The organism is Paenibacillus nasutitermitis (assembly GCF_014641075.1).
Classification (GTDB): domain Bacteria; phylum Bacillota; class Bacilli; order Paenibacillales; family Paenibacillaceae; genus Paenibacillus_Z; species Paenibacillus_Z nasutitermitis.
The window spans coordinates 87155-113170 of the sequence record NZ_BMHP01000001.1 but is presented as its reverse complement, the minus strand read 5'-3'; the positions used below and the strand labels follow the sequence as shown (position 1 = coordinate 113170).

Sequence of the window (26016 nt, the reverse complement as noted above, 5' to 3'; positions counted from 1 at the left end):
GCTGAATGTCATTTTCAAACGAGGATTTCCTGTTAGCAGTTCAATAGGCCTCTGTCCAACGCCCTCAGCACCAACTGGGAGAAGATACTGTTCGACCATGCGAACCAGGAACGCGTGAATACGGAAGGATCATCGGCATGGAAGCCTTCGTGCATATAGCCGGAGTCTGCATCAGTCGCTTCGAGCACGTCAAGCATCTCCATCAATTCTTCATCCCTGGTCGCAGTCAAACCCTGCATCGCGAACGCCATATGCCATACATAATCCGGAGGCGTATGGGGACTGCCGATCCCCTTCGCCGCTTTGCCCTCGAAATAATACGGATTATCCTTACTCAATATAAATCGACGCGTGTTTTGGTATATTTCGTCGTTTACCTCCGCATAGCCGATGTACGGAATGGACATCAGGTTCGGCGTACCCGCATCGTCCATCAGGCAATGGTTTCCGTATCCATCCGTCTCGAAGGCATACATCTTGCCGTATTTCGGATGATTGTAGATGCCATACAGCTCGATGCCATGCTGGATATCCTTCTCCAACGCGGCCATCTCCTCAACGAAAGCCAGGTCGCGGAAAACGTAGCGGGCGATCTCGCCCATCTGGCGAAGTGATACGACGGCGAACATGTTTGACGGGATATTGTAATGGAAGTCGCAGGCGTCGTCGCTCGGGCGGAAGCCCGACCAGATCATGCCGGTGTAGTTGACCGGCATACCGAGGCCTCCGTTGCTGAGCGTGTCAATGTCCGGGCAGTTGTGCCGTATGAAGCGGTAAGGCGACTGCTCGAAGTGGCGCTGCTCCGTCTTCCACAGATCGACGATTTTCCGCATCGCCACTTTGAAGCCGTTATCGAAAATATCGCTCCGCCCGGTCTCTTTCCAGTAGAGATAAGCGAGACGAATCGGGAAACAAAGCGAATCCAGCTCGAACTTCCGCTCCCACACCCACGGGGACATGTCGGTCTCGTCATTGGCGTCCCAATGCCAGTGATTGGCTGTTTCGTTGAACGCATTGGCATACGGATCGATGCCAATGTACATCATCAGGCGTTTCACCAGGCCGCCGATGATGCGCTGCAGCTCCTTGTCTTCCTTGGCGAACGGGACGTATTGCACGACCTGCTCCACCGAATCGCGCAGCCACATGGCCGGAATGTCCCCCGTTAGGACGAAGGTCGTTCCATCGTCCAGCAGCTTTGTCGTTGTCTCCAGCGTATTCGGAAAACAGTTGTGGAACAGCTTTTGCAATTTCGGGCGATGGTTCAGCCGCACCTCCGTTTCCTCCATCACACGGCGGATGACAGGGGGCAGATCCAGCTTGGGCACATCAATTTGGGGCAGTCTGTATTGCTGCATGGTTGTTCTCCTTTCGCATCCTGCACGTCACTCGTCCGGCCAGCATGGACCAAAAATTACTTGATCCGCCACGCCAACACGCCGGCATTCATGCTGCGGCATGTTTCCAGCGCCGCTTCAGGCTGTAGGAACCCATCGCCCCAGGCAACGAAATAGCGGAATTCGTAGAAGCCGCCCAGCGTGGCGCGGAAGTTCGTCTCCCAGTAGTTGTTCATTGGCCAGGCGTACAGATGAGCCGGATCGTCCTTCATGCCTTCGTCGTCTTGCAATAAACGGAACTCATGCTTCAGCGAGCCCAGTTGAATGAGCGGCGTATCCGGCATGGCGATTGCGACACCGCTGTTCGCCTCGGTATAGACCGCGCCTTCGCCAAGACAATAGTAGTCGATCAGGCTGCCCGGAAGCTGGTCGATGCGCAGACGCGTCGGCACCTGCAGCTTGTCCACCCACAGCTCCTGCTTGCCGGCTTCGATCGGTCCACCGAACGGAATCGAGACATAGATATTTTCCGGGTCCCACACGCTGTTCTTGTGCATCCGCACCGCAACATCCATGCGCGGCTTGTCCGCGTAGGCGGTCACGAGCAGCGAGTAGTGCTGGCAGCCGTCCACTTCATAGGTCAGTCGTACGCTCGCGTACAGCTCGCCTTTGTCGACCACCTCGGCCTTCGTCAATTTGCCGACGGAGATGTGTGCGTCCGGCCCTTTGCGGTTGCGGCCCATTTTGCGGCGAATATCGTTCATTTCCTCGACTTTGGCCGCCTTCGTCACGTCATAGACCGGGGTGAACGCATGATGGTTGCGGTCGGGGCGCAGCATCTCCTTGCCTGTCTTCTTATCCATCCAGGAGACGATGCCGTCGCCCAGACGCCATTCCATGCGTACGAACGGCGTTTCCAGCGACGTGTACGTCACTTTCAAAGCCGAATTGTCGTTCGGGTCCGCAATATCGGTAATCCGGTCCGATCCGAGCAAGTCCACGTTGAACGCCGTCCGGTCGGAAGGCATCGCGACAGCGCGAATGCGCAGCGTCCGCTCTTCGCCTGGCTGCAGCGTAACCGGTACAGTGACGATGACGCCTCGATGGGCGACCCGAAGCTGAGAAGGATAGACGTCGCCGCTTGCTTCGTCGAAAACCTCAAACCCGCCTCGGATCTCATCCAAATGCCAGGACTCCATAATGAAGTGGGCATAATCCTCCTGCACGAAGGAATACGGGTTGCTGATGTTGAAACGCATCGGTCGATCCGGCGCCAGCAGCGAATCGCCCTTCGCTTCCAGTATGTCGTAGAGCGCCGTATGAGCCAGCGTGCTCGCATTCGCGGCGAACGCATCTTTGCGCACGCCCAGCTCTTGCACGAACGGATTCCATGGCTCCGAGACAGAGGAATGGTAGCCCCATGTATGCTCAGCGAACAGCATCAGATCGTACTCCATCTGTTTGATCGTCGCTTGTGGCACGATTTCGCAGGCAGGATCCAAGCGTCTTACTTTCTCGTAGACGCGCTGTGCCTCCCGGAACACTTGCACATGCATCGGCGTCGAGCCGGTACCGTCCGTCCACCAGTCCGGCCAGTCGCCCCGGTGTACCGGAATGTCGTCTGAATACTTCCGCACTTCGGCGAAGAAATCGTCCAGTGTGGCAGGTTGAATGCGAATATCATCGCCGTGCTTCTCGTTCCACTTGTTTACGAATTCCATCATTTGGGGGTTTGGCGAACCGTTGTCCGTCGGCAAGCCCGACAGCATGACCGGCACGAACGGATAAGGGAAGCCATCCTTCTTCAACCGTTCCAGGTAGCGGTTGATGCGGATTTCGGCCATCTCGAACGTCACGCCGCCCTTGCTCGTATCCATCTCGTCGCGGATGGTGTAGTTGCCGCCCAGACCGGGCTGGATGCCCAGATCGTTGCCGAACACGTAGTGCTCGCCATTCCAGATCAGGATGCGATCACCCTTCGGCGTCTCCCACCAGAACGGCGTTTGCTTCTTCCGCAGCGGGAACATGGAGTGATGCGTATGGATGCAAGTGATCATGTTGCGGATGCCATTATCGTGAAGCGATTGCCCGTAGCCCCAGCTGAAGCCGGTAATGTCGGCGGTCATCGCCGATTCGAGCTTCACGTCAATCGACTGCGCATAGTCGCGAATTCGGCCGAGCATCGCGTCCAACAATTCCTTGCCAACCAGTTCGCTCATGTTCAGGTATGTGCCGGACAGACCGAAATCGCCGCGGCGGAATGCCTCTGCCAGTTCCTTGCGCTCCGTCTCCGTCGCTTTGGCCAGAAACGATTCAATCGGCCAAAACGTTTCGCAGACCCATTTGTATCCTTTCCAGTCCGGACGGTTGCCGGAACGGATTTCTCGAATAATGCCGAGCGCTTGACGAATGAAATCGACATGGTATTGACGGATTTTCTCTTGACGTTCGGTATAACCGACATCGGTGTGAGAATGCTGGATCGCGTAAATCGTCCAATTAGCAGCTTTAGTCATCTCTCGCATCTCCTTCGATGATTAATGATGAATACTTCTAACTTATCACAGTGAACGGCACTTCCAACAAATCGGCGGGACTGCCGCCTACCAGCACCTTGAAAGCACCCGGTTCGACGACACGTTTCATTGCACGGTTGACAAGCTGCAATTGCTCCTTGCCGATCGTGAAACTTACAGTGGCCGATTGTCCCGGCTCCAGCGCGATTTTGCTGAACGCCTTCAGCTCCATCACCGGGCGGGTCACCGAGCCGACCTCGTCGCGAATGTAGACCTGTACAATCTCCTTGCCGGCCATCGTGCCCGTGTTCGACACATCGACGGAAACCGTTGCTTCTCCATCGACGGGTATCCGCTCGGGAACAACAGTCAGCCCGGAATAGACGAATGTCGTATAGCTGAGCCCGCAGCCGAACCGGTATAAAGGCTCATTGTCCATCTCCAGGTAACGCTTGCCGTTTGTTCTCCGCTGCTGGTAATATACCGGCAGCTGCCCGACGCTCCTGGGAACGGAAATTGGCATTTTGCCCGACGGGTTGCAGTCGCCGAACAACACATCGGCAATCGCATGTCCGCCTTCCTGCCCCGGATACCAAGCTTCCAGCACGGCATCGATATGCTCGTGGATCCACGGCTCGCTCACCGGGCGGCCGTTAACATAGACGACTACGACGGGTACCCCCGTATCATGGACCGCCTTGACCAGATCGAGCTGGACGCCGGACAGTGTCAGGTCGATCCGGTCGACGCCTTCGCCGGAATCCATGTCGGAGTCGCCCTCCGCCACCAGATTGGCCCCGGTCACGAAATCGATCGTGTTGTCGCCGAATTGGCGGGCGCTCGATCCGCCCACGACGACGACGGCCACATCGGCGCCGCGTGCCGATTCTACCGCCGCGGCGAAGCCGGAACGGTCATCCCCCAGAATACGGCAGCCTTCGGCGTAGCGGACATTGATTTCGGCGCCGACCTTGTCGCGAATGCCTTGTAGAATTGTCACGATCGCTTCCGGCGGCTGCGGCGAGGTGTAATCGCCAAGCTGATTGTACCGGTTGGACGCGTTCGGTCCAATTACGGCGATATTCTTCAGCGACTTGGCCAACGGCAGCAACTGATTGCGGTTGCTAAGGAGAACGATCCCTTCTTGGGCCAATTCCCGCGCAAGACGGCGATGCGCCGCCGAACCGACGACTTCCGCCGCCCGCTCCGGGTTCGCATATGGATTTTCGAAAAGTCCCAGTCTGAATTTCACGCTTAATATGCGGGCAACGGCCCGGTCCAATACGACCATGGACACTTGGCCCGCATCGATGGCGGCAAGCAAATGATTCTTGAACACTTCCCCCGACATCTCCATATCAATGCCCGCATCAAGCGCCAACGCGGCTGCTTCCCGATAATTCGCTGCGACGCGGTGTCCACCCGCCAACATCCCGAGCGCGCCGCAATCGGTAATGACGAACCCGTCGAAGCCCCATTCCCCGCGCAAGATGTCGGTTAACAGTTCTCGATTTGACGTGCAGGGAATCCCGTCGATTTCGTTGTACGCCGTCATGACCGACATTGCACCTGCTTCCACCGCTTTCTCGAACGGGTACAGGTCTTTCTCCCGCAGCTCAATCGGACCTATAGAGGCAGGAGCGCCGTTGCGCCCGCCTACGGAGGCGCCGTATCCGGCGAAATGTTTGACGGTTGCCGCTATGCCGCGCCCGGGGATCGCTCCCTGCATACCGCGAACGGCCGCCGTTCCCATTGCCGCGCACAGCATCGGATCTTCGCCGAACGTCTCCTCGGTCCGGCCCCATCTGGGGTCGCGAACGATGTCGAGAATAGGCGAGTATGTCGCAGCGCCGCCTCTCGCCCTCGTTTCCTCGGCCACGGCTGCATTCGCCTGCTCGAACAAGGCCGGATTCCATGTGCTGGCCGCGGCGATCGGCACGGGAAAGACCGTCCCCCCGATCGACATATGGCCATGTGCACATTCTTCCCCGAACAGAATCGGGATGCCGAGCCGCGATAGCTCGACAGCCAGGCGCTGGACGAAGTTCACGGCCTCGGCGCTCTCGCCCGGCTGCATCCCCGTCTCGAGCGTGACCCCCGTCCACGGGTCGGCGCGCAGAAATCCGTAAAAGGAGCCGACATCTCCCGCAACGATCAACTTTTCATATTCTGTGTCGATATGCAATTTACCGTCGGCTCGGGTATAGGCCTGCCAGCCGAATAATTGGACCAGCTGGCCGATTTTCTCGCCGATCGTCATACGGCCGAGCAGATCGTTCACCCGTTCATCCGTCGGCAGCGACGCTCTGCGATAAGGGTAATCCGTCATCGTCGTCCTCCAAGTCCTGCATATATTTCTAGTCGGAATATATAATGCCTCATGCCACGGCTTGTTTACATTATACAGAATGCCGGTCCATCCGGTCTTTGAAAAGTAAAGTCAACTTTTTGCATATTAAAGACAGAATATTGAGCGTTACGATCGTCAGTAGCCATTTATCGCTATTCTTTTACGCTGCCGATAACAAGTCCTTTAACGAAATATTTCTGCAGAAACGGGTAAATAATGAGAATCGGAAGCGAGCCGACGATAATTTGTGCCGCTTTGGTCGTGCGATCCGATATTTCACTTAAGTTTTTGGCCTGCAGCACGCTGATCTTGGACATGTCCGGCTGAATGATGATCGTTTGCAAGTAGGTGGACAACGGATAGTTGGACGGCTTGTTCATCAGCATCAGCCCATCGAACCAGGCATTCCATTGGCCGACGAACGAGAACAGCATAATGGTGGCCAGCGCCGGCAGCGAGATCGGCAGGTAAATCCGCCACAGCGTCGTCCAGTGCGATCCGCCGTCGATGAAGCAGGATTCCTCCAATTCTTTGGGCAAGCCCCGGAAGAAGTTCAAAAGCAGAATCGCGTTGAACACTTGAACGGCTCCCGGCAGCACAAGCGCCCAGATCGTATCGATCAGCCCCGTCATTTTAATCGTCATATACCATGGAATCAAGCCGCCGTTAAACAGAATGGTGAAAACGAATATCCAGGCATAGAAGGTGCGGAAGCGGAAATCCTTCTGCTCCTTGGACAGCGGATAAGCGAGCGTAACGGACAGCAGCATGCTGAGCGATACGCCGAGGACGACCCGCTCGATCGAGATGAGGAACGAAGACATGAACTGCTTGCTCTCCAGAATGAATTTATAAGACCCGAGCGTGAAATCGATAGGCCACAGCTTGACCAGCCCGGCTGTAGCCGCGCTACTCGTGCTAAGCGAAATAGCCAGTACATGGACCATCGGAGCGAGACATAACAACGCGATCAGGATCAGGAAGGCGTGATTGAACCAGGCAAAAACCCGGTAACTCATTGATGGCTTAAGAAACATTGGCGACAACCTCCCTAAAATATCCGGTAACCGGCCAATCGATACGCCAGCAAATACGAAACGGAAATGAAGATGAGCGATACGAACGATTTGAACAGGCCTACCGCAGTAGCTACGCTGTACTGGGCGTCCACGACGCCGATCCGATACACGAGCGTATCCAGAATATCGCCGGTTTCATAGACAGTCGAATTATACAAGGTGAAAACCTGCTCGAAGCCTGCGTTCAGTACGTTGCCCAGGCTCAGCGTCGTCATCAGAATGACGATCGGCAGAATGCCCGGAAGCGTAATGTACAGCGTCTGCTTCCAGCGCGTCGCGCCGTCGATGACAGCGGCCTCGTACAGCATCGGACTGACATTGGTCAAGGCGGCCAAGTAAACAATCGTGCTGAAACCGAATTCCTTCCAGACGTCGGAGATGACGAGCACGTAGCGGAACCATCGGTTGTCTCCCAGGAAGAAGATCGGGTCGATACCCAGCCCTACGAGAATCTGATTGATAATGCCTGAGCTGGGAGACAGTATGTCGATCAGAATGCCGCCCAGAATAATCCAGGACAGAAAGTGCGGCAAGTAGATGAGCGTCTGAATGCCCCGCTTGAGGAAGGCAATGCGAACTTCATTGAGCAAGAGGGCAATCGTAACCGGTACGATGAGACCGGCGACAATTTTCATGCCGGCGATCAGCACCGTGTTCCAGATAACCTGCATCGTCCCCGGCAGCTCAAACACATACTTGAAATTGTCCAAGCCTACCCAGGCGGAACCGAAGAACCCTTTGGCAGCCGTAAATTTCTGGAACGCCATGACAAGACCGAACATCGGAACATAGCTGTAGATCAGGATGAGCGCAAGACTCGGCAGAACCAGCAAATGCAGGGGAAGTTCTCGCTTCCATTTGCTTCGCATGGGTCGTCACCTTCTTTCGTAAAATAAGACAGAGGCAGTGGATGAAGATTCCACCCCCTCCCTCTGCACCAGGCTTTGCTATTGCTGTTGAGCCGAAACAAATTCGTTGACTTCTTTCGTCATATCGTCTCCGCCAAGCTTCTTCCAGTCTGCAACAAACTTGTCGAACTCGTCGATCGAAGCGGAGCCCATGATGATTTTCGTGAATACTTCGCGCTCCATCTTGTCAAGCGTACCTTTCTTCGTGACCATCGTAGGTGTGTTGGCGCCCAGGAATCCGGTAGTGATGGCGTGAGATTTGTAGTCGGTTAGCGCTTCGAAGGCCGAGCCTTCCGGTCCGGTTTGACGGTCTACCGCCCAGTTCGCCATGTCACCGCCCTTGTAAGCGGCGATTTTGTCATAGTTGTCTTTTTGTTCCTGATTGAGCTTGGATGTATCCTTCGATTTGAATGCTTCCTTGATCGCCTCGAAGTTGTCCGGGATGTTCTTGTTTGGCGGGAACACCTGGAACAACGGATACTGGAAAATTTCCGTTCCGTCCTTGGCCGTCGAATATTTTTGCCAGTCTGCCGTCTTGCCATAGAAGCGTTCATGCTGAAGATTCAGCATCTTTACAATGACCTCTGGATTCTTGAAATCTTTGGCCGCCACATAGTACTCAAAGATGGCGAATCCGAGTCCCGGGCTGGCGGGCTTGTCGTCGACCGATACGATCGGGAACGGTTTCCAGTCCATGCCCGGATTTTGCTTCATTGCATCGTTCAGCGGATAGTAGGAATTCCAGTTAGCGCCATACTGGATGCCGACTTTGTTCTGGGAGATCGACTCGGTTACTTTACCGCCGTCTTTCACCGCGAACTCGCGATCCAGATGACCGGCCTTGTAGAGCTCCTGCAGCTTGGCCAGCGCCGCCTTCATCTCAGGCTGGACGTTGCCGTAAACAAGCTTGCCGGAAGCATCCTTCACCCAGATGTTCGGGTAAGCATGGAAGCCGTTGAAGAAACCGGTCAGGTTGGACATGCCCCCGTACAGATCCTTCGTCAGCGCCAGACCGAACGTGTCGTCCTTGCCGTTGCCGTCCGGATCTTGCTTCACGAACGCTTCAGAAATTTTCATCAGGTCGTCCATCGTCTTCGGCGCTTCCAGATTCAGCTTCTTCAGCCAGTCAGTCCGAATCCAGACGACATCCGCCCCTTCGATATTGCCGCCGAATTTCGGGATGGCCATTAGCTTGCCGTCGAACGTCGCCGATTTCAGAGCGAGACCGCCGTCCTGCTGCGCCAATTCCTTCAGCTCAGGAGTCGCGTATTTCTCGAACACTTCCGTCATATCCTGAACCTGATCCGCTTCGATGAGCTGACTCAACTGCTTCATGCTGACTCCGAACACGTTCGGAATTTCGTCGGAAGCGATCGCGACGTTCAGCTTCTTGTTCAACGCGCTCTCGTCTCCACCGTTCCCATCGGCGGTCCAATCATAGATCAGTTTGACGCCAAGCGCGCTTTCATATTCTTTCGTCCAAACGTTATTGTCCATGGTATCGCCGTTCTTGAACCGGTCATCCGGCAAGCTGCCCCGAACGGCATGGACTTCAATAGGCGGATCGTATTTTACAAGTGGACCGTCGGTTGTTGCATTGCTACCGGTATTGTTGTCCGATTTCTCCGGCTTCGGCTCATCAGCCTTACCGCCGTTCGAACAAGCGCTTACAACGATTGTCAGGCCCAGTACACAAGCCGAAGCGGCCGACAGCCATTTCTTCTTTGCCATATCGATTCCCCCTTAAATCTTGTCGCTTGCGTTGTCTACATTTTGATTATAATGCAGCCCGAAGCGGCTTCTCTATTCACCGTTGTTTACATCCGACTAGCATCTGTTGACTTACTGTCCTGATCCCGATATTCCTGAGGCGTCAAATTCGTCACCTTACGGAAGAAGCGGTAAAATGACTGTTCCGACAAAAATCCGACAGCTTTCGAGATTTCGCTAATCTTGAGCTTGTTTTCCCGCAGCAGTTCCTGCGTCTTCTTGATCCGGACGGCCATAATGAACTCGGATATCCCCTCGCCCGTGATCCGCTTGTAGAGCCGGGACAGATACGACGGATTATGGCCCACCATCTCGGCAATCCGGTTCAGGCTCAAATCGCCTGCCAGATTATGCAGCACATAATGCTGGACCTGGCTGATGACATCCATCTCCTGGAAATCCTGTCCCGACGACTTCCATTCAAAGATAGCCTCGGCCAATTGCGAGAAGTAATCGGTAATTTCGGGCCAATGATTCCAGTCCAGCAGCGTCATCTTCCCCAAGTTGACGGCGTCCCCGATTTCGTCCCGGACCTTCCAGCGGTTTACGTACGATAGAAAAATCGAAACAAGCGTAAAATAAATTTCCGTCCGGATGCCATCCATTGTCTCGGATCCGGCCGCCGCGACCTTCATCAGCGCGACGTATTCGGCAAAAAATTGCTCCTTCTGGCCATTTTCCAGCAGCGTCTGGATCAGAGCGATTTTTTTCATTTGATTGCGGAGCTCACGGTCGTAGGTATCGACGGCGACCTCCGACGACTTCTGTTCCAGCAGCAGCAATTCGTGACCCAGTCCCAGACCCCGGCTCATCAGCAAGCGCAAATGCTCGAACAGGTCGGATAGCTCGTGCCATTCCCGGTAAGTCGTGCCGACGGCGAACGACAGTTTCATAGTGAGCAGATTATCGCACGCATGCTGGATCATCTCTGCCGCACCTTTGACAAACGACAGCGTCCGCTGTCTCGCCTCCAACTCCCCACCCGGGTGAATGAGATCATGATTCAGCTGAATCAGCCAGGCAATCTTCGACTTCTCCTCGAACTCGAAGGAGACTTGACGGATAGTGGCCCCCATATATTCATCCGCAATGTTCTGAACGGCAAACAGATAGAGCGCTTTGTCGAAGGCACTCGTCCCCTCCCGCCATTCATCGATCCGGCCGATGACGAGAAGCACAGGTTCTTCGGCCTTCAGCGGAATGTTCAGTTCCCGGAACTGCTCGCCGATTGAATGAAGCGAATGGGCGTCGGACTGGGTGAGTCTCCATAGCAGTTCCTTTTGCAGGAACGGTTGAATCTTCTGTGTCTGCTTCATTGACCGTTCAATCAGGTTTTCAACCTCAATCGCGTCTGTCAATGCCTGCATCGCTTTCTGAACAGCGCATACAATCGCGTCGCTTCCTTCGCTCTTCAGCAAATAATCGACGCCGCCGTTGCGCATGACCTCCTGGATAAATTCGAAATCGTTATACCCGGACAGAAAAATGACTTTGCACCAGGGCCAGCGTCCGATAATTTCCCGGTGCAGCTCGATGCCGCTCAAGCCCGGCATGCGGATGTCGGTCAAGACGATGTCGATCTTCGTCCTCTCCAGCATGTCCAGCGCATCGGTCGAAGCGCATACGCCGTATACTTCCAGTTCCAGTCCTGCTTTCCGCTCGAACAGATCCAGCAGACTTTCCACGATGATCGGTTCGTCATCCACGATCAGCAATCTGTACATGTCTCTCTTCCTCCTTGCAGGCGAGCTTCAGTTCCACCCTCATTCCGCCGGACGCCCCGCGGGCTACCGACACGCCGTACGATTCGCCGTATTTGATCTGCAGGCGCCGGTGCACATTGAACAATCCCGTGCTCTCTTTGTTCTTCTTCCCTGTACGAAGCTGTTCCCGGGTTAGCAGCAAACGCTCCTCGTCGAGCTTGTCGCCATTGTCCTCCACGATGATGCGCAGGGCGTCGCTGTCTGGAAGGACCGAAACGCTGAGTTTGCCGCCGCTTAATTTCTCCTCCAACCCATGCTCATACGCATTCTCGATGATAGGCTGCAAAATCAGCCGAGGCACTTGCGTACTCCGATACTGCTCCGGAATTTCCGCCCATTCGACTTCGATCCGGTTGAAGAACCGCATGTCCTGAATTTCCGTATAGGCTTTCGAATGCGCGAATTCCTGTTCCAATGAAATCTCTTCCGTTCCGGTCCTCGTAATGAACATGAAATATTCCCCTAGATGCTCGATCAGAGTCTCGGCCGAGCGATTGTCATCCATCTGAACCAACCCTTTTAAAATATACAGGCTATTGTACAGAAAATGAGGGTTGATTTGCGACTGCAGCTGCTTAAGCTCGGATTGCTGGGACCTGATCCGTTCTTCGTAAACTTCCTGAATCAGCAGATGAAGCTTGTGCACCATCGCATTGAACTGTGCATACAGATAGTTGAATTCGTCCTTGTTCTGATGATGAATCTCGACATTCATGTCGCCCCTCTCCACCTTGCGGAAAGAGATGACGAGCCGCCGGAGCGGACGATGAATGAGACGATAGATCCATAACGAAAATAATAGGATGACCGCCAAAGATATAATGGACAGCATCCATAGCAGCATGCGGTGCTTGCTCAGCGGTCCCAACAGTTCGCTCTCCGGTACGTAAACCGTCAAATACGTATCCAACAATTGCGAATACTCGAAGGTTAGCAGATACCTGCTGCCCTGAACGTCGACGATGCCTTGCCCGGTTTTGCTGTCCTGGAATCCAGGTTTTTCGAGGAATGCCCGAAGCTCCGGCAAAACCATGTCGTTCTTCCCGTCCGAGACGACCCAGTCCTGCTGAAGATTGACAAACGATGCGCCGGCCCCTTTCATGTTGCTCAACTGCTCCAACGAATGCTGCAGTTGTTCTCCCGACAGTTCCACGCCCAGAGCAATCGTCAAGCTGGCCTTGTGGATCGGTTCTGGATACACTTCGCTTAAGAGAAGTCGGCCTTTCCAGTAGGTGAAGGGCGTCCCGTACTTGCTTGGCGACTGCTCCAGAATCTCAAGCTCGTCAGCAGGGATATGATTGTCGAAGCTATTCGCAAAGATGCCTCGTCCCAAGGATGGAATAAACACCTTAACTTCTTCCACATAAGGACTCGATGTCTTCAGGAGATCCAGCTTGTTCTTTACGCTGAGAATCGTCTGTGCCCGGGTAAAGTCGTCCATCGCATGCGCGATCGTTCTGATTTTCTGGAATTCATCGTCAAAGATTAATGCTTGATTCAGCTTCATAAGCCGCTGCATCTCCGTTTCGATCGAACTGACATAGAAGTGAAGTCTCGATACGACCGATTGGGACAACTCGCTGCGCAAGCTCTCTTCAGCCGACTGGTTCATGTAAAGGCTGATTCCATAGATCGGAATGACGACAAGAAGAAAGGACACCACGAGCTTCGATAAAATGTTGAACTTAAGAATGCCAGGTATTTTTTTCATTTTCTTTTTTTCCTGCCTCTCAATAAGATCCCCTCTCGTGAACGCTTTCATATATCCTTCGTTAAAATCATCTTCAAGCATAGTACTTATATCATGTTCCCTTTTATGTGGCAAATGGATAAAAAAAGAAGAAGAACTTTATCATTCACCGCTTTTCGTGCTTAGGCCTTTCTCCGCATTTGTTGAAAATGTAAACTGAATGGTAAGGTTAATAGACAAAATGCAGCCCTCCCTCTAGTGAGGAAAGAGCTGCATTTTTATTATCCAATCACGCGATCAGTATAGTCTGGCACAACAACAATTGCTTATCCAAAACCGTCGCAGAGGTTCCACTGATATTCATTCAGCGAAAATTGAGCAAGTCTCTCGATGAACTTTTTCATGGCTTCTATTTTAAGCATAGCGTTTCAATCTTTCTGAAAAAACTATTGAGCTGTTACTCAGGATAACGATCAATTAATACGAATGGGTGAAGATCCGACAATGATTCTGGGTGCGGCGCCGGGGTTGTATATGGGACAGTTCACCCAAATTGGCGGGGAGAGCGGACGATGGAAAGACTATCTTGCCGTGCCTCCGTTACAAGGACCGGATGGAACCCAGGTCGCCGCTATGAGCCCCTTTTTTACCACGAGCGGAAAACTTGTCATCACCAACCATAGTAAAAATCCGGAAGTGGCTTTTCGCTGGGCGGATGCCTTCTATAATTACGAAGTGTTCATGAGGCAGAAATATGGCATTGAAGGCGTAGATTGGAAGAAACCGGAAGCTAATTTGAAGGGAATTAACGGAGAACCCGCTGTATGGCAGGCTTTAATCCCTTATCATGCCGCAGTGCAGAACAGATTTTGGGATCAGACTGCCCCAATTCTCGAAACATCGGAATTCCGCTTGGGTCAGGCCGTGCTAGATCCCGCCAACGATTTTGAAGGTATCCTGTACACAGAGACTCAGAAATATGAACCGCATGCCCCCGATATTTCCAGTGTAGTGCCGCAGCTGTTCTTCACGGAGGAGCAGGCCAACCAATTGGCCGATCTGAAGAAGTCGATAAGCGACTATGCTAATCAGATGTTCGCCCGTTTTATAACCGGAGACGCCGATATCGGGTCTGAATGGGACAAACCTGCCGCCGCTGCCTTTCTGCGACAGAACCCGGATGTGTTAATCCGGAACCTGTCGCTTTCTAGTTGCGACTGAACCTGGATGTGTAATCCGGAACCTGTCGCTTTCTAGTTGCGACTGAACCCGGATGTGTTTGTAATATAATTGTAATATTTCCTTCATGTTCGTTTCATCTTATCCGCCTATAATAAAGACATGACCCCCCTTTATTATATATTCTCTCTTGGGCCTGCGGATATTGCCGCAGGCTTCTTTTTGTCCAGTTAAGGTTTCCTTTATAAAAGGGACCATTTTTTCAGAATTCAGTTTCGGAACTGAGACACGGAGCTGAGGCATATAGCAGAAAAGCTTATCATTCGGGCATGTAAAAAAAAGCGCGGCAAGCGCCGCGCTAAATGATAGCTATTTCCATCTTTTCACCGTCTACAGTGATTTAACCGCATCCGCAAATTTGCGGGCCCGCTCCGTCAATAGATCGAAGCGTCCTTCCCGTACCCATTCCATATTAACAAGCTTGCTTCCCATACCTACCGCACAAGCGCCCGCTTTGAAATAGTCGCCGATATTATCCAAGTCGACGCCTCCTGTAGCCATCATCGGTATTTTGTCGAGCGGCGCTTTAATCTCCGCCAGGTATTTCCACCCCAATGTCCCCATCGGGAAGACCTTGACCGCTTCCGCCCCGGCTTTCCAGGCTTTCACGATCTCTGTCGGCGTCATTACACCCGGCCATACGGATACACCGCTGCGGATTCCGTATTCGATAACCGCTTCATCCAGATTCGGAGATATCAGAAACTGGGCGCCGGCAGCAACGGCTTCTTTGGCCATCTGCAGGTCCAAAACCGTCCCTGCGCCAATACCGGCCTGATCCCCGTATTTATCGCGCCAGCGGCTGATCATCGCCGGTGCGCCTTTGGTATTCATCGTGATTTCCATAAGGGTAATCCCGCCTGCAAGGAGGGCTTCAGCCGCCTGATCGGCGTATCGGTCCTCGATATTGCGAAAGATAGCTACAATTTTCTCCTGCATCAGCGTGTCCAACATCTGACTCATGTACACTCCCCATTTCCATTGTGGTTACGTTGCACCAATCCTGCTTATATTCAGCTGCTTAATCCGTGAATCCATCCGCGGTTTCCCAGTAATCCCGAAGCAAACGCAGAAAAACATTGGGAAACGCAAGCTCGCGCATCTGCTCCAGTCCGATCCAGCGGTATTGTGGCGGAGTTGCGGCGCCTTCCTCAGCATTTCCGGTCTCATAGGAAACTCCTGACTCGGCCGCAAGCTGGCTGTCTCCATTTACCGCGCTGCCGCCATAATCCGGCTTCTCAAGCGCTGATTCTTCAGCCAGCCAATAACCGAACTCCGCCCGGTACACCTGGACGTCCCAGACGATATGGCTGAACACATGCTCTGCCTCGCCCCACCATCCGGTTGGCCGGACCAGCAATCCGTCCTGCGCAAACAACTCCCGGCAAAGCATGTCCACGTGAGCTGCATGAGCCGTTTGTCTATCGGCATCAGCGCCGATGGTTCCCGCTCCGCCTGCCACGAGTCCGCCACCGCCGGGGGCAATCCCCTGCTGCTGCGTGGTTTGCAGGAATGGCGGCTCTGTGCCTTCTGCGGCGGCCGCAGTACTGTCTGCCGTCAACAGACTTTCACCGCTGACCTCCGTACCCGCGGCCGCGATGGATTTCCGCCGCCCGCGGCCTTTGGATCTTGCAGCGCTGCCGAATGGCTCCGTTGGCCCCATCACATGCGGCAGCTCCCACATCCGTGCAAGCAGCCCGCTGCTCTGGCGCTGTCGCACCAGTACCTTGCCGGCATGCTCTCCGCTGCCGACAATCAATGCGGCAAGTCTCGTTTCCGGCCGCGGCGGTTTGGCTTTGGTCTTGATCGGCAGCACATGCTCTTTGCCTGCCATCCGCCCTTCGCAGTGCGCCATCACCGGGCAGGTCAGACATCCCGGCGATTTCGGTGTACAGACAAGCGCTCCAAGCTCCATCAGCGCCTGATTAAAGTCGCCTGCCGCGCCTTCGGGAATAAGAGACTGCGCCAGCTTCTCGATTTTGACCCGGGTCGAGGGTTTGGCAATATCGTCCTCCAGACAGAAAAAACGCGACAGCACACGCATTACATTGCCGTCCACTGCCGGTTCCGGCCTGTTGAACGCAATGCTCATAATGGCCCCTGCCGTGTAAGGCCCTACACCCCGAAGCGACGACACCGCATCCTTGTTATCCGGAACCACGCCCCCATGGCGTTCGAGCACTTCACTTGCACCCGCTTGAAGATTGCGGGCGCGTGAATAATAACCGAGTCCTTCCCAAGCTTTGAGAACTTCCTCCTCCGGGGCTTCGGCGAGAGCGGCCGCAGTGGGGAATTTCTCCATGAATCGTTCGTAATACGGGATTACCGTATCCACCCGGGTCTGCTGCAGCATCACTTCCGATACCCAGATCCGGTAAGGATCGCGGTTCATCCGCCATGGCAGAATGCGCTTGTTTTCTCGGTACCAGCCCAGCAGCTCGCGGCTGAAATAGGCTGCTGCTTCCGTATTCATATCATTGATCCCCTTCCTCCAGCAGATGATGCGATGACCGGTATATCCGCCTGTAATGCGAAGGCGAAAGACCCATGTATTGTTTGAACAAGCGGGATAAATAGTGATTTTGCAGCCCCACCTGCCCGGCAACCTCATTCACTGCACGGTCCGTTTGTTCCAGGAGCTTCCTGGCTTCCTCCATGCGCCGTTTGTTGACGTATTGAATAGGAGAGAAGCCGACGGCATTTTTGAAGAAACTGATGAAGTAATTCGGGTGCAAATAAGCCAGCTTGGCCAGTTCCTCCACCCCTATATTGCCTGCCAGATGTCCATCTATATATTCTAACACACGATGTATAATTTGGAGCGAATCAACGCGCCTCAGAATCTCGTCCTGCAGCTCGCAATAGTCCAAATAAAAAGCGATAATCTCAAGCATCCCCGCCCGTACCCGCAGATCGCTCGACAGGGATGAGGAATGAAAAGCATGAATCAGGCTTTCAAAGCTTGCTATAATTCTCTCTCTATGGACGGACTCCACGCAAAAGGGAAGCCGAAGCAGTTCGAAAAGCTGCGTATCCCCTCTCGTTGCATGAAAATGGCACCAATACAAGCCGACCGCAGGTTGTGCGGCAGGATTCAATGAAAGCTCAGCGCCCGGGGGCAGCAAATAAATCTGACCGGCACGCAGCTCATACTGTTGATCTCCCGTACTGAGTAGTCCTTCACCTTCTTTTATGTACCACAAACGGTAAAATTCAGGAAGTCTTTCTACCTTCATTCCCGGCCTTGCATACGAAAAAGCTGCCATCGTGACCTCCGCATGAAAGCGTTGAAAATAGTTTCGGATGATCGTCTTGTAGGTAGGTTTCATGTTGTGCTCCAATCATCATATAATGAAAACTTTCATTCACTCCAACTCATATTATACGTACTAACAGATTAAAAGGATACGACAACCTATGTAAGGTTTGCAAAGGCCGTCCCGGACCATCTATACTGGAGGAAACACCTGAAGAACATGTTCATTCCGAGCATGCGGAGGATTCGATGTGATCGCACAACCCTACTGGCTTCGCCTATTACGGATGTTTCTGGCATTATTCCTGACCACACTGTTCATTGTGGTGATCAGTGCCTGCGGCAGCTCTTCTTCCGAGCTAGACGGCCCCACCGAGGTTGTAAAAATTGCCCGCAACAATTGCATTTCCTGCCATGGTACCGAGCTGCAAGGCAAGATGGGTCCGGATACGAACCTGCAGCTTGTCGGCAAACGGCTTTCCAAAGAGCAAATCGCCGAACAAATTAGAACAGGCGGCGATAGCATGCCGGCGTTCGAATCACGTCTGTCCGCCGAAGAGATCGAAGGGCTTGCTGCTTGGCTCAGCGGTAAAAAATGACAATGGCCGCTAAAAACAGAAAAGAACCCGCTCAATTGCACAGGTTCTTCACACAGTTTGTCCCGATTTGTTCTAATTCCATAAAACTTTAATGATCAAATATCGGCCAGCCCGCGCTCATCTTTTGGACGAGCGCGGGTTGTTTGTATTTTGCATGAGTAATAAATTTAACCTCCATTGCGCAGGAAGTCAAGTTCGTTCTGTCACTCATTAAGTCCATTTGCCTCACTGAACACGCTCTACCACGACAAAAGCCGATGCCAGGGATTTGTCATGCGTGATAGTCACATGTATGACCATCTCGCGAGCACAATATCCCAGCCTTTCCCAACCTTTCTCTGACAGCCGGCAAAGCGGCTTTCCCCGCTCATCGCGGCCGATTTCGATATCCGAAAAGGCGAGCATGTGGCCAATCCCGCAGCCGAAAGCTTTGGATACCGCTTCCTTGGCTGCGAAACGCCCGGCTGTGAATTCCACGAGCCGCGGGCCGCCCATTTCCGCAGCGGCTTTAAGCTCATTAGGGGTCAGAATCCGTTCCTGAAAACGAATCCCGGACTTTCCTTCCAGCAGTTCTTTCATCCGTTCAAGCGGTGTCAAATCATGCCCGATACCGACAATCATGATGGGTCCCCCTTTTTTTGGCTTTAGGCGCCTGAATAACGGTTTGCCCATAACAGCATCCCGAAGGACAGGGCAATCATCACGATCGCCCAGCTCCAGACCCATATCTGGTTCCCGGAATCTACCGCCATATAGATGGCGGTAGGCAGCGTCTGCGTGCGGCCGGGAATATTGCCGGCAATCATCAGCGTAGCCCCGAATTCACCCAGCGCCCGGGCAAAACCGAGGATATAGCCGGCGCTGAGCGAGCGGGAGGCGAGCGGCATCGTGATATAACGAAAAACCTGCCATTCCCCCGCTCCCGCCGACCGCGCGGCATCCTTCAGGCTGCGGTCCACCGATTCGAATCCGACCAGCATCGTGCGGTAAGCAAGCGGGAACGCAACAACAATAGCGGCAATAACGCCGGCTCCCCAAGTGAAGACGATCGGCTGATGAAACAGCCACTCGAAGCCTTGTCCGATCCAGCTGCGACGCCCGAGCAATACCAGCAAAATAAAGCCCACTACCGTAGGAGGCAGAACAAGCGGCAGCAGCAGGAGCGTCTCTACGGCGCTCCTGCCGCGAAAACGCGCGCCTGCCATCCGATGCGCGGCTCCTGCCGCGAGCACAAATACGACCAGGCTTGCTGTAAACGATATTTGAACAGACAGAAGAACAGGAGAGATGAAAGCATTCCAATCCATGCTATGAGTTTCCTTTGCACATCCGTCGTTGATGATGATTCATACAGGCAGCAAATTAAGGAATAAGAAAACCGTAATTTTGGAAAACCTTCTTGGCTTCCTCACCTTTTAAATAAGCCAACACTTCCTCCGCCTCGCTTAGATGCCTGGAACCCGCCACCACAGCCGCAGGATAAAGAATCGGATCATGCGCGTCCTCCGGAACGGTCAGCGCGATCTTAATTTTATCCGAACCCTGGGCATCCGTCTGATAAACAAGCCCCGCATCGGTATTTCCCGTTTCCACATAGGTGAGTACCTGACGCACATCCTTGGCAAATACGATCTTGGATTGCACTATATCCCATATGCCGCCCTTCGTCAACGCCTGCTTGGCGTACTGGCCTGCCGGCACCGTTTCCGGTTCGCCTAAAGCGATTTTCGTATAGATATCCTCGGATAATGACTTCAACCCGGAGGGCACTGCCACTCCCTCCCTGGGAACGATGAGAACAAGCGCATTTTTTAAAATGACCTCGCTTGCCCCAACCAGCTTCTTATCGCTCAGTGTCTCCATCTGCTTCTCACCAGCGGAGAAGAACAGATCTGCAGGCGCACCCTGCTCGATCTGCTTCTGCAGCGTACCGGATGCCGCAAAATTGAAGGTCAAGTCTATATGCTCATGATCCCCTTCGAATTTCCCTTCCAGGTCGGTGAGCGCATCCTTCAGGCTGGCAGCTGCCGAAATGAGGATCTCCGTTTTGCTGTCCGTACCGGCAGCTTTACCCGCAGCGTCAGTACCGCTCTTGCCCGATTCCCTATTAGCAGGTTGCTGCTCTTGCTTTGACGGGGAGCTTCCGGCAGCTCCGCCGCAGCCGCTCAACATCAGGGCGATGCTCAGGATGAGCAGTGCTCCGGCGGATCGTTTCCGATATGTTTTAATCTTGATAACCCCCAGTGATGAACCCACTATTATTATAATGAGTTATAATTAGATATGTTTAGTATAAATTAAATATAGAAAAATGGGAAAGAAAACTTATTCTTTATTACATACTCGCATCCTATCCATTCATCCATCCAGCTATGCTATACTTGAAACCATATTCTCTAACCTGACCTTCAAAGGCGGTAATTTATGGACCCCACCCATTCCTATACGACAGAAGAAATCGCGAAGCTTCTCCGCATCTCCAAGCTCACAGTCTATGATCTAATAAAGAAAGGCGATCTGCCTGCCTACCGCGTCGGCAAACAGATGCGGATCGACGCCGTTGATTTCGAAGCCTATAAACAGCATGCCAAAGACAGCTCCCAGCGGTCTTCCGCCCGTCCAAACGGAGGAATCCCGGATGCCTGGGGCGGCTTCCGTCCAGAGGCGGGGACTGTCAGGGATGAAGCTCCTGGACCTCAGGCACTGGTCATAACCGGGCAGGACCCCTGTCTTGATATTCTGGCTACTCATCTGCAGAGCCTGATTGGCGGTATCCGAACGCTCCGTTCCCATGCGGGCAGTCTGGACAGCCTGATTGCCATGTATCAGGGCAAGTCCCATATCGTCAGTACCCACCTGCTTGATGGGGATACCGGCACCTACAATATTCCCTATATCCGTAAAATCCTTGTCGGCTTTCCTATCATCGTTGTCCATCTGCTGTCCCGGCCGGCGGGGCTCTATGTGGCCAAAGGCAATCCAAAGCAGCTTCTCAACTGGACGGATCTGGGTCAGTCCGGCGTGACGATGGTCAATCGCGAACGCGGCTCGGGAGCCCGTGTGCTGCTGGATGAACAGCTCAGAATCCATGGTTTGCGGAGCACCGCAGTGGAAGGGTACCGTAATGAAGTCAGCAGTCATCTTGGAGTCGCAGGGCGGATATCGCTGGGATTGGCGGATGTGGGGATCGGCATCGAGAAGGCCGCTTCAATCGTTGGGATCGATTTCATTCCGCTCATTCAGGAGGATTACGATCTGGTTCTTATGAATGTGCCGGATAATCAGGAATGGATTGTTCCGCTAATGCGTCTGCTGGGATCAGATTCCTTTCGCGAAGAGCTTCGCTCCATCGGAGGCTATGACTTATCAAGAACCGGCACGATACTCTATCAGGCTTGACTCTAACGCAACAATGGAAATAAAAGAGTCTCCGAAACCACGTTGCTGTGGCTTTGGAGACTCTTTTTGTGAGCATCAGATTATTTAGATACCTGGGATCGGTTCGCGTTTATGGGCGGTTTTGAGGTACTGGCGTTCCAATTTCCCGCTTGCCGCATCACTTACCGTCTTGCCTTCGAGATAAGCGCTGTTCTCATCGTAGGTGATGCCCAGCTCGCCCTCATCCGTTTGGCCTTCCCATAGTCCGGCGGTAGGGGCTTTGCCCTGTACGCTTTCGGGAACGCCCAGAGCTGCTGCCAACTGGCGCACCTGCCGTTTGTTTAGTGTGGAAAGAGGCGTAATGTCAACGGCCCCGTCTCCCCATTTGGTATAAAAACCGGTAATCGCTTCCGATGCATGATCCGTTCCGACAACCAGCAGATTAAGCTCAAAAGCCAATGCATATTGCGCAACCATTCGGGTACGTGCCTTAACATTGCCTTTTCCGCCGCGGCTGAGATGGCGGGACATGCCAATGGATTTCAAACCATGCTCGACTTCAAGAGCGATCTCGTTGACCGCTTCCTCTATATTGGTTTCAATCCGATGCTTCAGATTGAAAGCGTCCGCCACTTCGTAGCTGTGGGCGATATCCACCTGTTCTCCGTATGGCTGGAAAACACCAAGCGTCATATAGTCCTTGCCGCTTTCCTTGGACAGCTCGTCGGTCGCCAGCTTGCAGAGTCCTGCCGCAACGGCGCTGTCGATGCCGCCGCTGATTGCAATAAGCAGCCCTGTCGTGCCAGACTTGAGCACATAGTCTTTCAGGAAATCAACCCGCTTGCGTATTTCTTCCTGGACATCAATTTCCGGCTTCACGCCGAGCTTCCTGATTATTTCCTGCTGCATGCTCATTTGATCACCTCTTTAGTTGCAAAAACGTTCGAAAGCGGAAGTCAGTTCCGCCGCAATGTCGTTTGCCGAACGATTCTCGATTTGATGTCGTTCGATAAAATGAACCAGCTCTCCGTCTTTCATGACGGCAATGGAAGGAGACGAAGGCGGGTAAGGAGCGAAATACTCACGTGCTTTGGCCGTTGCTTCTTTATCCTGCCCGGCAAATACGGTATACAGATGATCCGGAATCAATTCATTTTGCAGCGCTTGGGCTACGCCTGGACGGCATTGTCCGGCTGCGCAGCCGCAAACGGAATTAATCACAACAAGCGATGTGCCTTTGGCATCCGGAAGCTTGGCTTCTACATCCTCTGGCGTACGAAGCTCCTCGATTCCAAGACGTGTAAGCTCATCGCGCATCGGCTGAACCATATCAAGCATATATCGTTCAAAAGACATTGACATTTGTAATCACTCCTAATGAGATCATTTTCTACTATTATAACGCTGACTGAAATTGAAAGCAAAAGAAAAAGCAACCGGCTATGCCCGATTGCTTGATGGCGACGCCCCCTGCAGGGGAAGAGACGATTCAAGTCGAAGGCCTGTTCGGGCCGTCCAGTTTTTTATCATAACCCGCCGATTCCGGCGCTTTAGTACCGGCTTGCTGCTTCCGCTGCTTTTGCTGCTCAATGCTCTCCTGCGCCTGTTTCTTGTCCTGACCGCTCATCGCCAGCACCTCCTTTGTTGATGCTAGTATGCTCCCCGGACAGGGAACCTATCCCAGTATGACTTCGCAGGAGTGCGCCTGCCGCCCCCATCAGGACAAAACACCATTGCAGGGCGCTTAATCCCCCTGTCAATTCGGGGAAAGTACCCGGCGGGTAAGGAGCGAACAGGCTGACTGCCAATCCGCCGATGCCTGCTCCCAGCATTGCCGTTCTTGCGGATTCTCCGCTTCCCGAAACAGCCGCTACGCGCAGCATATAACCATATACAACAAGCAGGAGTATGGCATAGATCAGCCGGTAAGGGAAATCCGACAGTCCGTTCCAAAGCACGCAGCCCGGCAGAACTGCAAATGGGGCCACATCCATCAGCCTCCGCCAGGGAAGTTTGCGAAGACGTAAGGCAATCAGCAGATAGATTATAGCGGCAAACAATCCAAACAAGGCATCCGTACTGCTTCCCCTTACAAGTATTAGGGATGCCGGAGAATGCCAGACAGCCTGGGGATCTCTGACGATAAAGGCCAGCTTCCATACCAGCAGGGCAATCAAAGCCGCATTGATTAACAGATCCAGACTAAACCGGTCTTGAACATCCGGCCTTTTCTTCAGCCATATCCATAATGCTCCGAAGCCTGCAGCAGCCGACAGGATATATGTCAGCAGCACGCCATCCAGCCGAGCTCCTCCGATTGAAACCAGTTCCGGCATCATACGCTCCTTATTCCGCTGCCGCTGCAGCCTCGTTTATTTTTTGCTCTATTTCGAAGATGACGACAAATCGCGTACCCTCGCCTTCTTCCGATTCGACTATGATCTGTCCTCCGTGACGTTCCACGATGCTCAGGCAAAGAGGCAAGCCAAGTCCGGTCCCGCGAGGCTTGGTTGTATAGAAAGGCTCAAACAGCCGGTCCTGCTTTTCCTGCGAAATACCGCAGCCATTGTCGATTACAAAGAGCATCACCTTTCCGTCGCTCACAAGCGTACGGATGACAAGCATCCCCTTCTGATCCATCGCCTCCATGCCGTTGCGGACCAGATTCAGGATAACCTGTTTCATTTCCTTCACATTGAGCATAAGCTCCGGCATTTGCTCGGCCAGCTCCAGTTCGATGGACTGACCTCGCAAATTCGCATCCGCCCACAGCAGGGGGAGCATTTCACTAATCAGGTCATGAAGCGAGCAGCTCTCCTTCTCGATGATCTGATTCTGCGCCAGCGACAGAAAATCATTGATGATGCTGTTGGCCCGGTCAAGCTCATCCATCACGATACGGTAATACTCCTGTTGATGCTCGGGACTGCGCTCGCGCATCAGCTGGACGAAGCCGCGAATGACAGCCATCGGATTGCGAATCTCATGTGTAATACTGGCAGCCATTTGACCAACCAGACTGAGCCGTTCCAGTCGGCCCACTTCATCACGCAATCGGCTCATCTCCGTTATATCGTGAATCATAACTGCCGCTCCGATAACTCTGCCTGTTTGCCGGTCAAGCATGCAAATCCCTTTTATCACATATATTTTCCCATTTTCCTGAATATTCTCAAGGGCCATCGTTTGGCCCTGAAGGGCCTGGGCGATTAGCTGACTCAACTGATTATGCTCCTGCTGTTCAGGCAAGCATGAATAAGGTTGGCCGATCAAATCCACTGGGCCATCGGCCGGAGCCTGAGGCTGCAGATAAAGCATGGCCTGTTTGTTGATGTGCATGATGATCCCATTGTCAAGGACAAGAATGACACCGAATTTCGTTTCTTCTGTTAACTGATGCAGCATATGAGCTTCCGTTCGAAGCTCTTTTGATACATTTTGAAGCTCCTGCAAATTGCTTTGGCGTTTATTCACTTTTTCCATCAGATGGATGCCGATCAGCAGCGTGCCAAGATTAAATACATAATACCACCCATTTGTCCAAATACTTCCGTATAAATAGGGATGATTAAAAGAATCCAGTTTGCTGCTCATGAAGTCCAGTAGAAACAAACCCGTAACCAGCAAAAATGCAATTATATGTTTGCCTTTAATCGATGCGCGTTGGAAGGGTTTAATGGATGCCACCAGTACGGTGATAAGGACAATGATGAGCCCGGCCAGTCCAATTCCCGCCCCCCATCCGCTATCCGGTATGTATGACAGCGCAAACATAACAGTCAAAGCCCCCGCTGTAAGGCTTCCCCCATACAGGGAACCTATTAATAAAGGAACGGACCGAATATTGAGTTCGAATCCTTGGAAGCTTGCCATAGCCACAGATTCCAGCAGGATCGATACGCCGCAGGTTAACACAATAAATATGGAGAAGCTTCTTTTTTGCTTGAGATGCTCACTCCATGTCTGGAAGGCTAATACGGGTAACAACGCGACAATAAACTGCATGAGCATTTGCTTCCAAATATCTTATCTCCCCCCCATCTTTATCCCATTAATTCCGTCTAATTATTCCCATTCAATCCGATTAAAACATAGGTCCATCAAATTTACAATCATCGATCTAAAGACTCA

The 26016-nt window shown here is 53.0% G+C and carries 22 protein-coding genes; 3 read left to right on the top strand and 19 right to left on the bottom strand.

All coding sequences use genetic code 11. From position 1 onward, the window contains the following. Positions 1-32: 32 nt before the first annotated feature. From IEY46_RS00510 to IEY46_RS00475, 8 genes are all read right to left on the bottom strand, one after another. Entirely contained in the window at positions 33-1358 is a 1326-nt protein-coding gene (locus IEY46_RS00510) for a glycoside hydrolase family 125 protein (protein ID WP_188988105.1), read from the bottom strand. A gap of 56 nt (positions 1359-1414) precedes the next feature. Further along, positions 1415-3853, bottom strand: coding sequence for a glycoside hydrolase family 38 N-terminal domain-containing protein (locus IEY46_RS00505; RefSeq protein WP_188988103.1), 2439 nt, complete (start codon positions 3851-3853; stop codon positions 1415-1417). 37 nt (positions 3854-3890) lie between these two features. Next, positions 3891-6182, bottom strand: a complete 2292-nt coding sequence (locus IEY46_RS00500) for a glycoside hydrolase family 3 N-terminal domain-containing protein (protein ID WP_188988101.1) — start codon at positions 6180-6182, stop codon at positions 3891-3893. A 173-nt stretch (positions 6183-6355) separates the two neighbouring features. Continuing rightward, positions 6356-7240 (bottom strand): carbohydrate ABC transporter permease, encoded by an 885-nt coding sequence (locus IEY46_RS00495; protein WP_188988099.1) that lies wholly within the window; start codon positions 7238-7240, stop codon positions 6356-6358. Positions 7241-7254: 14 nt separating this feature from the next. Further along, positions 7255-8151, bottom strand: coding sequence for an ABC transporter permease (locus tag IEY46_RS00490; RefSeq protein ID WP_188988097.1), 897 nt, complete (start codon positions 8149-8151; stop codon positions 7255-7257). A gap of 78 nt (positions 8152-8229) precedes the next feature. Further along, on the bottom strand, positions 8230-9921 hold the full coding sequence (locus IEY46_RS00485) for an extracellular solute-binding protein (protein WP_188988095.1): 1692 nt from the start codon (positions 9919-9921) through the stop codon (positions 8230-8232). Between the two features lie 86 nt (positions 9922-10007). Beyond that, on the bottom strand, positions 10008-11684 hold the full coding sequence (locus tag IEY46_RS00480; RefSeq protein WP_188988093.1) for a response regulator transcription factor: 1677 nt from the start codon (positions 11682-11684) through the stop codon (positions 10008-10010). Next, positions 11659-13434: a sensor histidine kinase gene (locus tag IEY46_RS00475; RefSeq protein WP_188988091.1), complete on the bottom strand. Its 1776-nt coding sequence runs from the start codon at positions 13432-13434 to the stop codon at positions 11659-11661. The genes IEY46_RS00480 and IEY46_RS00475 overlap by 26 nt, the downstream gene beginning before the upstream one ends. Positions 13435-13917: 483 nt before the next feature. Here IEY46_RS00475 and IEY46_RS00470 point away from each other — a divergent pair, with 483 nt between their 5' ends. Beyond that, positions 13918-14634 (top strand): type 2 periplasmic-binding domain-containing protein, encoded by a 717-nt coding sequence (locus tag IEY46_RS00470; protein ID WP_229749969.1) that lies wholly within the window; start codon positions 13918-13920, stop codon positions 14632-14634. A gap of 348 nt (positions 14635-14982) precedes the next feature. Here IEY46_RS00470 and IEY46_RS00465 read toward each other — a convergent pair whose 3' ends face one another. Genes IEY46_RS00465 through IEY46_RS00455 form a run of 3 tightly spaced genes read right to left on the bottom strand, consistent with a single transcriptional unit; the run spans position 14983 to position 17981 of the window. Then, complete coding sequence (locus IEY46_RS00465) at positions 14983-15615, bottom strand: bifunctional 4-hydroxy-2-oxoglutarate aldolase/2-dehydro-3-deoxy-phosphogluconate aldolase (protein WP_188988087.1); 633 nt, start codon at positions 15613-15615, stop codon at positions 14983-14985. Between the two features lie 58 nt (positions 15616-15673). Then, the gene (gene mutY, locus IEY46_RS00460; RefSeq protein ID WP_188988085.1) at positions 15674-17125 is read right to left on the bottom strand and encodes an A/G-specific adenine glycosylase; all 1452 of its coding nucleotides are present in this window, start codon (positions 17123-17125) and stop codon (positions 15674-15676) included. Between the two features lies 1 nt (position 17126). Continuing rightward, entirely contained in the window at positions 17127-17981 is an 855-nt protein-coding gene (locus tag IEY46_RS00455) for an AraC family transcriptional regulator (RefSeq protein ID WP_188988083.1), read from the bottom strand. A 178-nt stretch (positions 17982-18159) separates the two neighbouring features. Here IEY46_RS00455 and IEY46_RS00450 point away from each other — a divergent pair, with 178 nt between their 5' ends. Then, entirely contained in the window at positions 18160-18507 is a 348-nt protein-coding gene (locus IEY46_RS00450) for a c-type cytochrome (RefSeq protein ID WP_229749968.1), read from the top strand. Positions 18508-18732: 225 nt separating this feature from the next. Here the strand turns inward: IEY46_RS00450 and acpS are convergent, their stop codons facing one another. Genes acpS through modA form a run of 3 tightly spaced genes read right to left on the bottom strand, consistent with a single transcriptional unit; the run spans position 18733 to position 20679 of the window. Beyond that, positions 18733-19128 (bottom strand): holo-ACP synthase, encoded by a 396-nt coding sequence (gene acpS / locus IEY46_RS00445; RefSeq protein WP_188988081.1) that lies wholly within the window; start codon positions 19126-19128, stop codon positions 18733-18735. A gap of 23 nt (positions 19129-19151) precedes the next feature. Further along, the gene (gene modB / locus IEY46_RS00440) at positions 19152-19814 is read right to left on the bottom strand and encodes a molybdate ABC transporter permease subunit (RefSeq protein WP_188988079.1); all 663 of its coding nucleotides are present in this window, start codon (positions 19812-19814) and stop codon (positions 19152-19154) included. 55 nt (positions 19815-19869) lie between these two features. Next, the gene (gene modA / locus IEY46_RS00435; RefSeq protein WP_188991538.1) at positions 19870-20679 is read right to left on the bottom strand and encodes a molybdate ABC transporter substrate-binding protein; all 810 of its coding nucleotides are present in this window, start codon (positions 20677-20679) and stop codon (positions 19870-19872) included. A 252-nt stretch (positions 20680-20931) separates the two neighbouring features. On the opposite strand from modA, the gene IEY46_RS00430 reads away from it, so the two are divergent. Next, the gene (locus tag IEY46_RS00430; protein WP_188988077.1) at positions 20932-21906 is read left to right on the top strand and encodes a helix-turn-helix transcriptional regulator; all 975 of its coding nucleotides are present in this window, start codon (positions 20932-20934) and stop codon (positions 21904-21906) included. Between the two features lie 84 nt (positions 21907-21990). Here the strand turns inward: IEY46_RS00430 and nadE are convergent, their stop codons facing one another. The 5 genes from nadE to IEY46_RS00405 all read right to left on the bottom strand — a co-directional run bounded on the left by nadE (position 21991) and on the right by IEY46_RS00405 (position 25890). Further along, the gene (gene nadE, locus IEY46_RS00425; RefSeq protein ID WP_188988075.1) at positions 21991-22800 is read right to left on the bottom strand and encodes an NAD(+) synthase; all 810 of its coding nucleotides are present in this window, start codon (positions 22798-22800) and stop codon (positions 21991-21993) included. 12 nt (positions 22801-22812) lie between these two features. Continuing rightward, positions 22813-23247, bottom strand: coding sequence for a BrxA/BrxB family bacilliredoxin (locus tag IEY46_RS00420; protein WP_188988073.1), 435 nt, complete (start codon positions 23245-23247; stop codon positions 22813-22815). Between the two features lie 127 nt (positions 23248-23374). After that, on the bottom strand, positions 23375-23512 hold the full coding sequence (locus tag IEY46_RS00415) for a hypothetical protein (RefSeq protein WP_188988071.1): 138 nt from the start codon (positions 23510-23512) through the stop codon (positions 23375-23377). Continuing rightward, the gene (locus tag IEY46_RS00410; RefSeq protein ID WP_188988069.1) at positions 23472-24224 is read right to left on the bottom strand and encodes a hypothetical protein; all 753 of its coding nucleotides are present in this window, start codon (positions 24222-24224) and stop codon (positions 23472-23474) included. Before IEY46_RS00410 ends, IEY46_RS00415 begins: the two co-directional genes overlap by 41 nt. A gap of 7 nt (positions 24225-24231) precedes the next feature. Then, positions 24232-25890 carry an ATP-binding protein gene (locus tag IEY46_RS00405; RefSeq protein WP_229749967.1) on the bottom strand — a complete coding sequence of 553 codons (1659 nt, stop codon included), beginning with the start codon at positions 25888-25890 and terminating at the stop codon, positions 24232-24234. Positions 25891-26016: the final 126 nt, after the last annotated feature.

Bases quoted from the DNA above. Each gene is read 5' to 3' on its own strand.
- modB (WP_188988079.1), bottom strand. From the start codon at position 19,814: ATGGATTGGAATGCTTTCATCTCTCCTGTTCTTCTGTCTGTTCAAATA.
- modA (WP_188991538.1), bottom strand. From the start codon at position 20,679: ATGTTGAGCGGCTGCGGCGGAGCTGCCGGAAGCTCCCCGTCAAAGCAA.
- IEY46_RS00480 (WP_188988093.1), bottom strand. From the start codon at position 11,684: ATGTACAGATTGCTGATCGTGGATGACGAACCGATCATCGTGGAAAGT.
- IEY46_RS00510 (WP_188988105.1), bottom strand. From the start codon at position 1,358: ATGCAGCAATACAGACTGCCCCAAATTGATGTGCCCAAGCTGGATCTG.
- IEY46_RS00485 (WP_188988095.1), bottom strand. From the start codon at position 9,921: ATGGCAAAGAAGAAATGGCTGTCGGCCGCTTCGGCTTGTGTACTGGGC.
- IEY46_RS00490 (WP_188988097.1), bottom strand. From the start codon at position 8,151: ATGCGAAGCAAATGGAAGCGAGAACTTCCCCTGCATTTGCTGGTTCTG.
- IEY46_RS00405 (WP_229749967.1), bottom strand. From the start codon at position 25,890: ATGCAGTTTATTGTCGCGTTGTTACCCGTATTAGCCTTCCAGACATGG.
- IEY46_RS00500 (WP_188988101.1), bottom strand. From the start codon at position 6,182: ATGACGGATTACCCTTATCGCAGAGCGTCGCTGCCGACGGATGAACGG.
- IEY46_RS00455 (WP_188988083.1), bottom strand. From the start codon at position 17,981: ATGAAACCTACCTACAAGACGATCATCCGAAACTATTTTCAACGCTTT.
- IEY46_RS00415 (WP_188988071.1), bottom strand. From the start codon at position 23,512: ATGAGCGGTCAGGACAAGAAACAGGCGCAGGAGAGCATTGAGCAGCAA.
- acpS (WP_188988081.1), bottom strand. From the start codon at position 19,128: ATGATTGTCGGTATCGGGCATGATTTGACACCGCTTGAACGGATGAAA.
- IEY46_RS00495 (WP_188988099.1), bottom strand. From the start codon at position 7,240: ATGTTTCTTAAGCCATCAATGAGTTACCGGGTTTTTGCCTGGTTCAAT.
- IEY46_RS00430 (WP_188988077.1), top strand. From the start codon at position 20,932: ATGGACCCCACCCATTCCTATACGACAGAAGAAATCGCGAAGCTTCTC.
- IEY46_RS00420 (WP_188988073.1), bottom strand. From the start codon at position 23,247: ATGTCAATGTCTTTTGAACGATATATGCTTGATATGGTTCAGCCGATG.
- IEY46_RS00470 (WP_229749969.1), top strand. From the start codon at position 13,918: ATGATTCTGGGTGCGGCGCCGGGGTTGTATATGGGACAGTTCACCCAA.
- IEY46_RS00410 (WP_188988069.1), bottom strand. From the start codon at position 24,224: ATGATGCCGGAACTGGTTTCAATCGGAGGAGCTCGGCTGGATGGCGTG.
- IEY46_RS00475 (WP_188988091.1), bottom strand. From the start codon at position 13,434: ATGAAAAAAATACCTGGCATTCTTAAGTTCAACATTTTATCGAAGCTC.
- nadE (WP_188988075.1), bottom strand. From the start codon at position 22,800: ATGAGCATGCAGCAGGAAATAATCAGGAAGCTCGGCGTGAAGCCGGAA.
- IEY46_RS00505 (WP_188988103.1), bottom strand. From the start codon at position 3,853: ATGACTAAAGCTGCTAATTGGACGATTTACGCGATCCAGCATTCTCAC.
- mutY (WP_188988085.1), bottom strand. From the start codon at position 17,125: ATGAATACGGAAGCAGCAGCCTATTTCAGCCGCGAGCTGCTGGGCTGG.
- IEY46_RS00465 (WP_188988087.1), bottom strand. From the start codon at position 15,615: ATGAGTCAGATGTTGGACACGCTGATGCAGGAGAAAATTGTAGCTATC.